The organism is Shewanella sp. 11B5 (assembly GCF_002836795.1).
GTDB classification, from domain to species: domain Bacteria; phylum Pseudomonadota; class Gammaproteobacteria; order Enterobacterales; family Shewanellaceae; genus Shewanella; species Shewanella frigidimarina.
The window spans coordinates 1-14,856 of sequence record NZ_PJAP01000264.1; the positions used below are offsets into that span (position 1 = coordinate 1).

A 14,856-nucleotide genomic window follows, 5' to 3' on the forward strand; every position below is an offset into this window, starting at 1 on the left:
GAGCGTAGTAAGCATGCTGATGTCATTATCGTTAATGGTGGTTTGGGGCCTACTAGTGATGATATGTCTGCATTAGCCATGGCGAAAGCTAAAGGCGAAGAACTTGTCGAAAATGTACAATGGCGTGAACATTTAGAAGATTGGTTTGCCCGTAATAATCGTGTAATGGCTAAGAGTAATTTGAAGCAAGCTTGGTTACCAGCTTCTGCTGTGATGGTTGATAATCCTGTCGGAACAGCATGCGGCTTTAGAGTGAAGTTGAATAATGCGTGGTTATTCTTTACACCAGGTGTGCCTTTTGAATTAAAGCACATGGTCACTGAGCAATTTATTCCATTTATTACTGAAGAGTTTGGTGTTCAAGAAAAGTCAGCTTTAGATAAATTACTTACTATTGGTCATGGAGAGTCATCTTTAGCGGATACTCTATCAGAGATCACTTTACCCGCTGGAATTGAGTTAGGTTATCGTTCCTCAATGCCACACATTGAAATTAAGATATTTGCTCGTGGTGATAAAGCTATTCGTCAGTTACCTGATGTAACAAAGCAGGTTAAAGCTTTATTAGGTTGTGCGGTTGTTGCTGAAAATCGCCCAACATTAGCAGCAGAGATCCATCATCGATTATACCAGTCTGGTTTTAGCCTTAGTGTGGCAGAGTCTTGTACTGGTGGCATGATCACCAGTCAATTGATCGATTTTGCAGGTAGCTCTTCGTACTTGCATCATGGTTTAGTGACTTACAGTAATGAGTCTAAAGTGAAAGTGCTGGGCGTTAATCCACAGATCTTAGATGATCATGGTGCAGTATCTATTCCTACTGTTGAAGCAATGGCGCAAGGTGTTCGAGGCATTTTAGACAGTGATTTTGCATTAGCCACTAGCGGTATTGCAGGCCCTGATGGAGGATCTGATGACAAACCTGTTGGAACAGTTGCAATAGCATTAGCAACTAAACACGGTGTATACAGCCAAATGGTGAAGTTACCTAAACGATCACGCCAGCTTGTAAGAAGTATGAGTACGGCAATTGCTTACGATATGCTTCGTCGTGCATTACTTGAAGAAGCCGTTATTGTTGATTATCCGTCAATACCTCGGTTCGCCAAGTAAGTTTATTCTAGCTTGCTTATCACTGTTATAAGCAAGCTAGATTTAATGACTAGGCTGTAAGGTCTTCAGGCAATTGATTGTTTTTCGCTTTTTGATAAAAGTAAGCAACCGTTAGTAAAATCACTCCAATCAAAATAAAGGCGACGATCTTTTGAATTAATTCAAATGACGCCATATCTACAAAAATCACTTTGATACACGCTAAAGCAAATAGTAATGCCGCTAACCTGACGAGGCTTGCTTGTTGAGGTCTCAAACTGATAAACATCACCGCACTTGCATGTACTACTAATAACACTGCACTCATTGGCGCAGCCATGCTGTTGTCTAATTGGTAACTCCAGAGTAAATAGCTTATTACTAATAAAGCATGCCATGCCCATTTTAGTGCGTTGTGAGAGACTATTTTTCTGTGTGCTCTAATGCCTAACTTAGCGGTTAGTAAATATCGAGCTAATAAAATAAGCACTCCAAACTCTGCTAAATTAATCAGTAAGCTATTAATGTTTAACGTCAGCTGTGTTTCACTGTGAAGCACAATAGGTAAAATGGCACAGATAAAGATTGCCGTGTAAGCCAAGCTATAACTAGGTGCTAAGGCCTGCCTTAAATGTCGAGCTATACGAGTGCTTCTTTCGGTAATCACGCTGAAATATCCGCAAATAATTAAAGCAGTAATTGCCCATGATGGGTGGATTAGGTTCGTAACTGTTTGACTCAATACAGCTATTACTAAGGCAATATAATATGGACCAATATGCCATTGAAGCGTAGTCATTTGCTGCCACTTCTCAGGTAACTGAGTATAACGCCAGCTAATGAGCCCAATAAATGATAAACCAATCACCAATGCGATTAGTCCTTGCCACAGTTCTGCGAGACACATTGCTGCTGTAACCATGGTTGCTAATACCGTGAGTATTTGCGACTCATAGCGAAGACTCTTGTGATTAACAAGGTATGCTAATCCTAAGCTCATGAGGCTGCTTACCCATAATGCGATAGCAATATAGTCTGGATAACTACGAACGATTTTAGGTAATAGCAGCAATGGTAAGGCTAAATAACATGCCAACTGAACATAGTAAGCAAAACGGATTAACTTAGCGTCGGCGTAATATTTTTTGTACCAATAATACGCGAGTAACAGTCCGGTAAAGAGCTCGACACGGGCTAACTTAGCGTTCATAGCTTGGTCTGCAAAACTCAAGCTATTGGCGTCTACCATGCCAATAATCACTAATCCTAGTAGAGGCAGTTGCACTATCCAGGCTAATACTTCGCTAAAGCGTAGGGTGTGTTTAGCACTCATGTACAGTAGTAATAAGCTGATTAATGGCAATGTATTAAGCCAATATTGCTCAGTAATAAAGAAGCTAATGAGTAATAAGGTAACCGTATAAAGCACTCCAAGTAACTCGCGGATAAACCGTACAGCTAGGTGCTCAAATGTCATTAAATCAGCTTGATGGCGGCTAAGAAGCTTTTGTGCTGCAAAAGTCATTGCACAGGTAAGTGCCATCGATAAGCTCAATAATTCTTGATACCCTAATAAGCCATTATTGTCATAGTGTGGCAGGGTTAGTACATCAAATACGTTAGCAAAACTGCTGATTATGCCCAGTATCAGCAAGACATAAGCTTCTGCTCTAATAGGGTTAAATTGTTGTTTACAGCCAATCCACAGTAACAATAATCCCTCTAATAACAACACTAATCCCATCAGTTCGACGCTGAGTAAAAGCAGTGCGGCAAAACCAGAAAAGCTTCCGGCAAAAGCCAAGGCAAGTGCACTAATATCTTTATCGCGTTTAATTACCCAATATAACAACCCACACAGCAATGCATTAAGTGCAAATAGCTCACCAGCAAAAATACTCCATTCCGTTAGGGTGTAGAGAGTAAAAACCATGAGTGCGATTGGAACCGCTAGCAGTCTTGGTGTTAACGCAGACTTGATGACAAATAATAAGCTGGCAATACCGTAGAGGTAGAAGAGCCCATTGATCATCAATAATGCTAAGCCGGTTTGCCAATCAATGACAGACAGCGGCAATTGAATAAATAAGCTGAGTATTTGTATGCAAGCGATATGGAGTAATGCAGTTATTTCGATGAGTATCGGCCAAACTAATTTGTGGCTTTGTACCATCGAGCAGATACCGATAAGCATTAAATACGGCAGGTACAATAATGGTGTTTGACCACCATCAAGTAACATCAATGGCGCAAGTGAACCACCAAGTAAGGCGACAATGGCCACCACTTTGGTGTCGAGTTTAAATGATAAACCATAACCAAAAACGGTGTTGAGTAACAGTAAACCAAAGCAGGCTGTATCGGGAATAAGCTGAAAATACGGCCCTAAGAAATACAAACACAAGTAGTTAAGAATAAGCCCAAGACCAACAAGCCCTGAACCAAAATCTTGCATGCCCGGTCGTTTTTGTCGAATGAATACACCACCGACAATAATGCTATTTGCTACGCCTAAACCTAATAACGCTTTACCCAGCTCTGAAAACCAGTTGTTAATAGAAAACTGCAATAAGTAACCAAACCCAAGTGTCAGGGTAATGATGCCGGCAACGGTCATCAAAAATACAGCACCTAAACCCTTAGTTTGGTAATGTTGATAAAAGCTTTTTGCTTGTTCGGTTAACCCAGACAATGGTGCCAGCGCAGATGTGCTGAATTCGCCAATAGCTTCAGCTAATTGAGAGACCATGGCACTTAGCGCACTTTGTCTGGCTGGTGACTTTGTGACTATCGAGGTTTGTTGCGCTGTTATGGATGGCGCTGACGCTGAATGATTTGTGTCTAACGGTTGGCGTTCCCAAGCGGAAGAAGAGTATTGAGGTTTATCGGCAACGATATTGCCGCTCGAATCGTTTGCTCGACTCTCATACACAGGAACATGTAAGTTTTCGTCAGCCAAGCTAATGTGTTGTTCATTGTTGTTTTGCGCTTGTACTTGCAGGGCCAAAGCATCAAGTTGCTGGCTGAATTTAGCTAACTGCTGATTTACATCGGCCTGTTGTGCACCTTGCTGTGAGACTAACTCAGCCAGCTGTGCTTTTAATGTGGCTACGTCATCCATTAACGGCATCATTTATCCCATGATTATTATGCACTCCAATATTGCCAAGTTATTGTACGTGGTTCTGATTGATTAGGAAATGCTCAGTTTTCTGATACTTGAGATATTTAAGTGTTGATAGATGTATGGATTTCGATATGTTTGAAACAACAAAAAAGCACCTCGGAAGGTGCTTTCTGTTACTACGAAAATAACCTTAAAACTTAACCACTAGTTTGCCCTGTTGTACGGCAATTTCTTTGGTCATTTTAGCCATTAATGCTTGATTACTGTCGCGAGTGTCTAAAGTGTACACTGGCTGGTTTTCAAGATAATTACGTAAAAATCCCATTAGTTGTGGTGTTGCCTGGCTGATGTAGCGTTCAATATCAGCGGGTTCAGACTCAACTTTCACTAAGGTTAACTGTCGAAGATAGACACTCTTGGTATTACTGTTATACCAAGGCACTGCCTCAAAAGTCGTTTTCAGTTTTGCATGGATCGGTAAAAGTGGGTTGTTAACTGTAATCATTGTTGCTGCTGTCACTGCCATGGTATTTGGCTTAGCGCCCAACACGACCTGCATATCATTTAGCTTAAGTGATACACCAATTAACTTGTTGCCCTGTTTTACCTCAAAATGCATGTCTTTATTAAGGTACTGTTCAATTTCAGACTCGGTGATGCTGTACTGACTGGCACAGCCAGTCAGTAACAATAACAATCCCAGTCCAAGGGTTTTAACCAAGGTTATCATCCAGTGTTTCTCATTCCTGCTGCAACGCCGGCAATGGTCAGCATAAGTGCTAGCTGAACATCAGCAGACGGTTCAACTTCTCTACGTGTACGGGCTAATAGCTCGGTTTGTAAGAAGTTAAGTGGATCTATGTAAGGATTGCGCAGTTTAACAGACTCACGGCTCCAAGGCGTATGTGACATTAACTCTGTCGCTTGGGTTAATGATAATACTGCTTCAATACCCAATTGCAGACGTTGACGTAACTTCTCACCTAAATGATGTAACTCTGGCTTCACTAAACATAGCTCGTAGTACTTGGCTAAGTTAGGTTCTGCTTTGGTGTAGACCATTTCGAGCATTGAAATACGGGTTTCAAAGAAAGGCCATTGCTCTTCCATTTCACGCAATAATTCCAACTCGCCGCGATCTGCCGCATCTTGTAGTGCTTCACCGGCACCAAGCCAAGCAGGTAACATTAAGCGGTTTTGTGACCAAGCAAAAATCCACGGAATAGCACGTAAGCTTTCAATACCACCATCAACTTTACGTTTAGCTGGGCGACTGCCTAATGGCAATTTACCGAGCTCGACTTCAGGAGTAGCGGATCTAAAATACTCAACAAAGTCAGGTTCTTCACGTACGATTCCGCGATAATGCAGTACTGACTCTTCAGCAATACGCTGCATGCAATCACGCCATGATTTTTTAGGCTCCGGTGGTGGTAACAATGTCGCTTCTAATACCGCTGAGGTATATAGCGCTAAACTTTGTACCGCTAATTTTGGTAAGCCAAACTTAAAGCGGATCATTTCGCCTTGTTCTGTCACACGGATGCGACCATCTACCGAACCTGGTGGTTGCGATAAAATAGCTTTATGAGCAGGTCCGCCTCCACGACCGATAGAACCGCCACGACCATGGAACAACATTAATTTAACGTCAGCTTTTTTACACACAGCAACTAACTGTTCTTGTGCACGATACTGCGCCCAGGCAGCTGCCATTACACCGGCATCTTTAGCTGAGTCAGAATAACCAATCATCACTTCTTGCATGCCTTTGGTGTAACCACGATACCAATCAATATTCAGTAGCGAAGTCATACAGTCAGCGGCACCCTCTAAGTCAGCGAGGGTTTCGAATAATGGCACTACGCGCATTGGATTAGTGCAACCGGCTTCTTTTAGCAGTAATAACACGGTTAATACGTCAGATGGCTTGCTGGCCATTGATATCACATAAGAGCCCAATGCATTAACAGGCTGCTGGGCGACTAAGTTGCAGGTTCTGACAACTTCAGCGACATCATCCGTCGGTTTCCAATTTGTTGGGATCAGTGGACGTTTGCTGGTTAACTCGCGCAGTAAAAACGCTTGTTTTTCATTTTCGTCCCAATGGTTGTAATCACCCATGCCCAAATAACGAGTCAGTTCAGCAATCACGTCACTATGGCGGGTAGCATCTTGACGAATATCTAGGCGTAACATGTGAATACCAAAACACGCTAAACGACGTAATATGTCGAGTAACAGGCCATTAGCAATCAGCTTCATACCGCAATCGGTCAAACTCTTATAAAGTAGTTCAAGCGGTTCAAGCAAATCTGATTTATGCCAAATTAGCTCGCTGGTATCAACATCAGGTTTTTTACCTTCAAGACGTGCGTTAAGGTAATCGATGGTGTCACGTAATTGGCAGCGTAATTTGCGTAACACATCGCGGTACGGTTCTTTACTGTTATCTGTTAACGCTGACAATTCAGGATTCGCTTGTTCCATCGACAATTCGCCAAGCAAGCTCACAATATCTTTTAAGTACAATCTTGCTGCTGCATGACGATTGCGATCGAGTACTTCTTGGGTGACGAGAGACGTTACAAACGGATTTCCGTCGCGGTCTCCACCCATCCAGCTTGAAAATCTCACCGGAGATACATCAATAGGTAATTGCTGACCGGTCTTTTGCTCAACTTGATCATTCAGTTGACGCAGAAAGTCAGGAATAGCTTGCCACAATGATGTTTCGATAGTGCTTAAACCCCAACGCGCTTCATCTACAGGAGTTGGGCGTTCGTTACGAATTTCGTTGGTGTGCCAAATTTGGGCAATAAGCTGACGCAGACGCAGAGTGCTTTGTTGGCGTTCGCGATCAGTCAGTTGGCTGTTTTCTTGTTCCGTTAAGCAATCAACCACTGCCGCATATTTTTGAATTAGCGTGCGGCGTGAAATCTCGGTTGGATGCGCGGTTAATACTAAATCGATGTCTAAGTTTTTTAAGCTCTTAATCACATCTTTTTTGTCTAAATCAGTATCAAGCATGCGTCCAAGTAGTTGCTCTACTGGATCGGGCACACACACGAGTTCGTCGCAATTACGGCTAATGGTGTGAAATTGTTCTGCGATATTGGCTAAGTTTAAAAATTGGTTGAAGGCTTTGGCGAAAGGTACCAGTTCTTCGTCTGGTAAAGCGGTTAATAATGCCAACATTTGCTCGCGAGAGGCTTCGTCACCCTGGCGAGATTTTTTTGCTAAAATTCGAATTTGTTCTACTTTTTCTAAAAATGCATCACCTAAATGGTTTTGCATTGTTTCGCCTAATATCTGGCCTAAATGCCCCACATTTGATCGAAGTGACGCATACATATCTGCCGTTTGCTCTGTCATACTTACTCCCGAAAAAAAGAACGATTCTGCCAATAACTCTTACATCACAATACCCAGCGTATCAAAATCGGTCAATACGCAGGCACTGTATTTTGTAATTTTATTTCGTAAAAAAGTTACATTTTGCGTAAAAATGTCACTGATTATTAATGTTTACTTAATGCAGGCATGAAAAATCATTTTTTTGATCAATTCTACCGTTGGCGTTAAGTATTCTAGGCCAATAAATTCATCTGGCTGGTGGGCTTGGTTAATGCTACCTGGGCCTAGTACTAAGGTTTGGCAACCTAGTTTGTTGATATAAGGTGCTTCAGTCGAATAGTTGACCACTTCTGCTTCGTTGCCAGACAATTCCGCAACGAGTTTGGTCCATGGATTATCTGCTTTTCCTGCAAACGATTCTGCGCCTGGGTACAAAGTACTGACACTTATACTGCCAGGATACTCTTTACTGATGTCAGATAAGTAGTTCAATACCATTAATTCCAGATCCGCTAACTCCATTCCGGGTAAAGGACGAATATCTAAATGCAAATCGCAGCAACCACAAATACGGTTTGCGGCATCACCGCCATGAATATGGCCAAAGTTCATGGTTGGGTAGGGTACAGTAAACGCATCTTCGCGATAGTTCTCGCTTAAGTGCTGCTTTAGCTTCATTAATTGGCTAATGACTTTATGCATCACTTCAATAGCATTTAAGCCGCGAGCAGGATCAGACGAATGGCCACTACGGCCAATTACGCGGATCCCTTGGGCTAAATGTCCCTTATGCATATAGACAGGCTTTAAGCTGGTGGGTTCACCAATAACCGCGTAATCAGGCGCAACAACTTTTGAATCGGCAAATGCTTTAGCGCCGCTCATGGTGGTTTCTTCATCTGCACTAGCAAAAATAGTCAGCGGACGTTTGAACTGATCCAACGGCATGTCTTTTAATGCTTCGAGTACCAACGCAAAAAATCCCTTCATGTCGCAAGTGCCTAAGCCGTACCAACGATTGTCTTTTTCAACCATCTCAAATGGACTTTGGCTCCAACGGCCTTCATCAAAGGGCACTGTATCTGTATGGCCCGCAAGTAAAAGCCCACCACTGCCGCTGCCTATTCTGGCAATCAGGTTCTGTTTATTACGCGAGTCTTCGACCGTGGGGGTTTCGCATTCAAAACCCAGTTCACTGAACCAATTCTGCAACAAGTTGATAACTGCATGATTACTCATATCGTGTTCTGCTTCGAGTGCACTGACTGATGGTGCTGCAATCAGCTGTGTAAAACAACTTTTTAGATCTGGTAGTGTGCTCATGGGTTATCCTAAAAAATAAAATGTAAAATACTTATTCACATATATTGCATAATTAATATTGTGTGATAGTCTAGCAAACAGCATTAACCGACACCATAAATAGAACGATAGAAATGAAAATAAACATGTGCTTTCTAACTGCTAAAACCACTATATCAATAATCAACGCGAACTTCCTGCGACGATAGTTCAAAATTAGGCGGCCCCCGTCTAAATAGGCTATGCTGACACTTTCTCTCATTATTTAAAAAGAAAACAAACTTATGAAAAGCATCGCAATTATTGGCGCCAGTGGTTATACCGGTGCACAAATTACCTCGTTAATTAACGCAGACTGCAACTTCAGCGTTCAAGGGTTGTATGTGTCGGAAAACAGTTTAGATAAAGGCCGTAAATTAGCCGACCTTTATCCTACATACAGCCACATGGCTTATACGCTTTCGCCGTTATCTGATGACGCTAAAAAGACAATTGTTGCCGAAGCCGATGCCGTGGTTTTAGCGACTGAGCATTCAGTAAGCCTAGAGCTTGCTGCATGGTTTTACCAGCAAGGTTTAGCGGTATTCGATTTAAGCGGTGCATACCGTTTTGCTGATGTGGCGCAGTATCCAAAATGGTATGGTTTTGAACATACTCATCCAGATGTATTGGCTCAGGCAGTTTACGGCTTAGCAGAGTGGAACAGCGAACAAATTAAACAAACAAGAATGATTGCCGTACCAGGTTGTTATCCTACGGCATCACTTACAGCACTAAAACCACTTAAACCATTTTTGACTGAAATGTACCCAGTGATTAATGCCGTAAGTGGTGTGACGGGTGCAGGCCGTAAAGCACAGTTACATACCAGTTTCTGCGAAGTCAGCCTTACGCCATACGGTGTATTGGGCCACAGACATCAGCCAGAAATTGCCACACATTTGGGCCAAGAAGTTATTTTTACGCCGCATTTAGGCAACTTTAAGCGTGGCATTTTGGCAACCATTACAGTGCAACTAAAACCGGGCACCACAGAAGCTGATGTTGCTAAAGCTTATAGCGTATATGACAACGCGCCAATCGTGACAGTAAAGCACAATCAATTCCCTAAAGTAGATGATGTAGTTAATACACCAAATTGTCATTTAGGTTGGAAGTATGATGCCAACAGCGGTTATTTAGTGGTCGCCAGTGCGATAGACAATTTAATGAAAGGTGCTGCTAGCCAAGGGCTACAGTGCATGAAAATCCATTTCGGTGTGTAATTAACTCGCATTAGTGAAGGAATAAAAATAATGGCTACAAAATCAGTATTAGTCTTAAAAGTCGGTGGTGCGTTACTTCAATGCGAAATGGGCATGGCGCGTTTAATGGCAGCAGCAGCCGAAATGCTTGCAGCGGGTCAACAAGTCATATTAGTCCATGGTGGTGGTTGTTTGGTTGATGAGCAATTAACCGCTAACGGCAAAGAAACAGTTAAATTAGACGGGTTACGTGTTACGCCAGAAGATCAAATTCCTATTATTGTTGGCGCGCTAGCAGGTACCTCAAACAAAATTTTACAAGCAGCAGCTGCAAAAGCAGGCATTGTTAGTGTAGGCATGAGCTTAGGCGACGGCAATGTTGTTACTGCAAAAATCAAAGATGAACGTTTAGGACTCGTGGGCGAAGTTGAGCCAAAAGACGCCACCTACTTAAACTTTATTTTAAGCCAGGGCTGGATGCCAATTTGTAGCTCGATTGCCATTTCTAGCCAAGGCGAAATGTTAAACGTCAACGCAGATCAAGCCGCAACAGCCTTAGCCAAATTAGTTAACGGTACGTTAGTGTTATTGTCAGACGTATCGGGTGTATTAGATGGTAAAGGTCAATTAATTCATAGTTTAAACAAAAGCGAAATCGAACATCTTGTTGCCCAAGGGGTGATTGAAAAAGGCATGAAAGTCAAAGTAGAAGCCGCATTGGAAGTTGCTCAATGGATGGGTAAACCCGTGCAAGTTGCTTCATGGCGCGATGCCGAACAGTTAAAAACCTTAGTCAAAGGTGGGTCCGTCGGGACTCAAATACAACCTTAATGGAGTAGTAGTATATGCAGCACCTATTGTCGATAAAAGAGTTAACTCAATCTCAGCTTTTAGCCATCATTGATCTGGCTAAAAAAATTAAGAATAACCCCGCTGAGTACCGTCGTGCTTTAGATGGTAAAAGCGTTGTGATGTTGTTTGAAAAGCCTTCACTGCGCACCCGAGTCAGCTTTGACATTGGCATTAATAAATTAGGTGGTCACTGCTTATACTTAGACCAACAAAATGGCGCGTTAGGTCAGCGTGAAACGGTAGCTGATTTTGCGACAAACATTTCATGCTGGGCCGATGCTATTGTGGCAAGAACATACTCGCACACCACCATCGAGCAATTAGCTCAACATGGCAGCGTACCGGTCATTAATGCTTTATCTGACTTGTATCACCCATGCCAAGCTTTAGCTGACTTTTTAACATTAGCTGAGCAGTTTGATGATGTAAGCCAAGCAAAACTGGCTTATGTTGGTGATGGTAATAACGTCACTCATTCATTGATTTATGGTGCAGCGATTTTAGGCATGACCATGACAGTGATTTGTCCTGAAGGGGCATTCCCTGATGCGCTAATCGTGACTGAAGCACAAGCGTTAGCAAAGCAAAATGGCGGCAAGTTAACCCTAAGCGCTGACATTAATGCCATTGAAGGCCATGATGCTATTTACACCGACACTTGGATTTCTATGGGTGATGAAACACCGCTTGCTGATATTAAAGCCCGTTTTGCACCGTACCAAGTTAATAGCGAACTAATGGCTCAAGCTGGCGCAAAATTCTTTATGCATTGCTTACCAGCACATCGTGGTGTGGAAGTGACAGATGAAGTGATGGATGGCGAAGGTTCATTGATTTTACATCAAGCAGAAAACCGCATGCATGCACAAAATGCAGTATTAGTGACCTTATTAAGTTAGTCACCTTATTTAAGTTATTCAAAAATTAAGACAATAATGCCGTTGGCGTTATTAACATTGACCATATACGTAATCGATTCTAGGAAATAAACATGTCTAATGCAGTGAAAAAAACCGGCGTTAAAAAAGTGGTATTGGCATATTCAGGTGGTTTAGACACCTCGGCTATTATCCCGTGGCTAAAAGAAACTTATGACGACTGCGAAATCATCGCATTTTGTGCTGACGTAGGCCAAGGCGAAGAAGAGCTCGTTGGCTTAACAGAAAAAGCCTTAGCATCAGGTGCTTCTGAGTGCCATATCGTCGATCTAAAAGAAGAGTTTGTTGCTGACTACATCTACCCAACTATCGCAACGGGTGCTATTTACGAAGGTACATACTTGCTAGGTACGTCAATGGCGCGTCCTATTATTGCTAAAGCTCAAGTAGAAGTAGCCCGTAAAGTCGGCGCTGACGCGGTATGTCATGGTTGTACTGGTAAAGGTAACGACCAAGTTCGTTTTGAAGGTTGTTTTGCTGCATTAGCACCAGACCTAAAAGTAATTGCACCTTGGCGTGAGTGGGAAATGCGTAGCCGTGAAGATTTATTGGATTACCTTGCCGAGCGTGATATCAAAACTAGCGCATCAGCAACCAAAATTTACAGCCGTGATGCAAACGCATGGCACATTTCGCACGAAGGTGGCGAGTTAGAAGATCCATGGAACGAGCCATCAAAAGGTGTGTGGACATTAACAGTAGCACCAGAAGATGCACCAAATGAGCCAGAATATGTCTCGTTAGCGATTAAAAATGGCCGTGTGACTCATGTTAATGACGAAGCATTATCACCTTATGCCGCACTTATGAAGCTCAATGACATTGCGGGTAAACACGGTGTAGGTCGTATCGACATTACTGAAAACCGTTTAGTGGGCATGAAGTCTCGTGGTTGTTATGAAACACCAGGCGGTACTGTAATGTTTGCTGGTCTTCGTGCCATTGAAGAATTAGTGTTAGACAAAACTAGCCGTACTTGGCGCGAGCAAATTGCTGGCCAAATGTCGCACCTAGTGTATGACGGTCGTTGGTTTACCCCTTTATGTAAATCACTTATCGCAGCATCTGAATCATTAGCTGAGTCAGTTAACGGTGATGTCGTGATTAAGCTGTATAAAGGCCAAGCGACAGCCGTTAAAAAGCGTTCGCCAAACAGCTTGTATTCAGAATCTTTCGCAACGTTTGGTGAAGATGACGTATACGATCAAAAACATGCTGAAGGCTTTATCCGTTTGTACTCTTTAGCGAGCCGCATTCGTGCGCTAAACACTAAATAGAGTCAACGCCAACGATATAAAGGCGCTGCAAAGCGCCTTTCTTATAATGACTTTTTGGCAAACAGAGAGTCATTACAAGAAAGAAAATACTTAACACCTATATTATTGAACAGCCAGTTCTTAAAACAGTTTTCAAAACAGAGGATACCGACATGGCGTTATGGGGCGGAAGATTTCAGGGCGAAACCAGTGCACTTTTCAAGTTATTTAATGACTCATTGCCAGTGGATTATCGCTTATTTGAACAAGATGTAGTCGGCTCTATCGCATGGGCTGACGCCATTGCTAGCGTTGGTATTATTACTGCCAAAGAATGTACCGATTTAAAAGCCGCTTTAAACGAATTGCTGGTGGAGGTGGGTAATGATCCACAAGCCATTATCAGTAACGGCGCCGAAGACATTCACAGCTTTGTTGAACAAAAACTGATTGCTAAAGTGGGCGATTTAGGTAAAAAACTCCATACCGGTCGTTCACGTAACGACCAAGTCGCCACCGATTTAAAGCTGTGGTGTAAAAAAGAAGGCGCTGCATTACTTGCGCGTTTAGGTACATTACATGCAGAGTTGATTGCATTAGCCGAGCGTGAAGTTTACGCAGTGATGCCGGGTTACACCCATTTACAACGTGCTCAGCCGGTTACATTTGGTCACTGGGCGTTAGCCTATGTAGAAATGTACGAGCGTGACATTAGCCGCCTGCAAGATGCTCTAAACCGTGCCGATTCATGTCCATTAGGTTCTGGCGCACTCGCTGGTACTGCTTATCCGATTGATCGCCACGCGTTAGCGGCGGCATTAAACTTTGCTCGGCCAACCTTAAACAGCTTAGACAGTGTGTCTGATCGCGATCACGTGGTTGAATTATGCAGCGCAGCGTCAATCAGCATGATGCATTTAAGCCGCATGGCTGAAGATTTAATCTTCTTCAACTCTGGCGAAGCTAACTTTATCTCACTAGCCGATGAAGTCACCTCAGGTTCATCACTGATGCCGCAAAAGAAAAATCCTGATGCGTTAGAGCTTATTCGTGGTAAAACCGGCCGTGTTTATGGCAGCTTAATGGGTATTTTAACCACCATGAAAGCCTTGCCATTGGCGTACAACAAAGACATGCAAGAAGACAAAGAAGGCTTGTTTGACGTAGTCGACAGCTGGGCTATTTGCTTAGACATGGCAGCATTAGTATTGTCGGGCTTAAAAGTGAATCGTCCACAAGCCTTGGTTGCAGCTCAGCAAGGTTATGCTAACGCAACTGAACTTGCTGATTATCTTGTGGCTAAAGGCATGCCGTTCCGTGAAGCACATCATGTAGTGGGCGAGGTGGTGGTATTTGCCATTGGTGAGCAAAAGCCGATTGAAGACTTAAGCGTGGCTGAGCTACAAAAATTTGCCAATGTGATTAGCGATGATGTGTATCCAAACCTTACTATTGAAGCGTGTTTAGAGAAACGTGATGTATTAGGTGGTACCGCTATCAATCAAGTGCAAGCAGCCATTGCGGCTAAAAAAGCATAGCCTTAAGAGCAAACGATAAGTACCTATTTCGATAGCATCGAGGTAGATATTAGTCACCAAGCCCTGTTGATATTTATCGACGGGGCTTGTTTGTTTTCGTCACCATAAACCATAGCTAGAACACACTATAGAGCAGTCATTTATTTAGCC

General features: G+C 42.8%; 10 protein-coding genes. 6 read left to right on the forward strand and 4 right to left on the reverse strand.

Annotated elements, in window-relative coordinates; all coding sequences use genetic code 11:
* Nucleotides 1-1,113 (forward strand): CinA family nicotinamide mononucleotide deamidase-related protein (locus CXF78_RS04055; RefSeq protein WP_102036047.1); only part of this gene is annotated, 1,113 nt, incomplete at its 5' end.
* Nucleotides 1,114-1,162: 49 nt separating this feature from the next.
* Here CXF78_RS04055 and CXF78_RS04060 read toward each other — a convergent pair.
* The 4 genes from CXF78_RS04060 to argE all read right to left on the reverse strand — a co-directional run bounded on the left by CXF78_RS04060 (nt 1,163) and on the right by argE (nt 8,899).
* Entirely contained in the window at nt 1,163-4,222 is a 3,060-nt protein-coding gene (locus CXF78_RS04060) for a DUF2339 domain-containing protein (protein WP_102036048.1), read from the reverse strand.
* A 187-nt stretch (nt 4,223-4,409) separates the two neighbouring features.
* Nucleotides 4,410-4,949, reverse strand: a complete 540-nt coding sequence (locus CXF78_RS04065) for a YceB family lipoprotein (protein WP_102036049.1) — start codon at nt 4,947-4,949, stop codon at nt 4,410-4,412.
* Nucleotides 4,946-7,594: a phosphoenolpyruvate carboxylase gene (gene ppc / locus CXF78_RS04070; protein WP_102036050.1), complete on the reverse strand. Its 2,649-nt coding sequence runs from the start codon at nt 7,592-7,594 to the stop codon at nt 4,946-4,948. The genes CXF78_RS04065 and ppc overlap by 4 nt, the downstream gene beginning before the upstream one ends.
* Before the next feature lie 153 nt (nt 7,595-7,747).
* Entirely contained in the window at nt 7,748-8,899 is a 1,152-nt protein-coding gene (gene argE / locus CXF78_RS04075) for an acetylornithine deacetylase (RefSeq protein ID WP_059745933.1), read from the reverse strand.
* 263 nt (nt 8,900-9,162) lie between these two features.
* Between argE and argC the strand changes: the two genes are divergently transcribed.
* The 5 genes from argC to argH all read left to right on the forward strand — a co-directional run bounded on the left by argC (nt 9,163) and on the right by argH (nt 14,706).
* Entirely contained in the window at nt 9,163-10,143 is a 981-nt protein-coding gene (gene argC / locus CXF78_RS04080; protein ID WP_102036051.1) for an N-acetyl-gamma-glutamyl-phosphate reductase, read from the forward strand.
* 30 nt (nt 10,144-10,173) lie between these two features.
* Nucleotides 10,174-10,953 carry an acetylglutamate kinase gene (gene argB, locus CXF78_RS04085; protein ID WP_059745932.1) on the forward strand — a complete coding sequence of 260 codons (780 nt, stop codon included), beginning with the start codon at nt 10,174-10,176 and terminating at the stop codon, nt 10,951-10,953.
* 14 nt (nt 10,954-10,967) lie between these two features.
* Nucleotides 10,968-11,873, forward strand: a complete 906-nt coding sequence (locus tag CXF78_RS04090) for an ornithine carbamoyltransferase (RefSeq protein ID WP_011635683.1) — start codon at nt 10,968-10,970, stop codon at nt 11,871-11,873.
* A 92-nt stretch (nt 11,874-11,965) separates the two neighbouring features.
* Complete coding sequence (locus tag CXF78_RS04095) at nt 11,966-13,189, forward strand: argininosuccinate synthase (RefSeq protein ID WP_102036052.1); 1,224 nt, start codon at nt 11,966-11,968, stop codon at nt 13,187-13,189.
* A 152-nt stretch (nt 13,190-13,341) separates the two neighbouring features.
* Entirely contained in the window at nt 13,342-14,706 is a 1,365-nt protein-coding gene (argH, locus tag CXF78_RS04100; RefSeq protein ID WP_102036053.1) for an argininosuccinate lyase, read from the forward strand.
* The last annotated feature ends 150 nt before the right edge of the window (nt 14,707-14,856 follow it).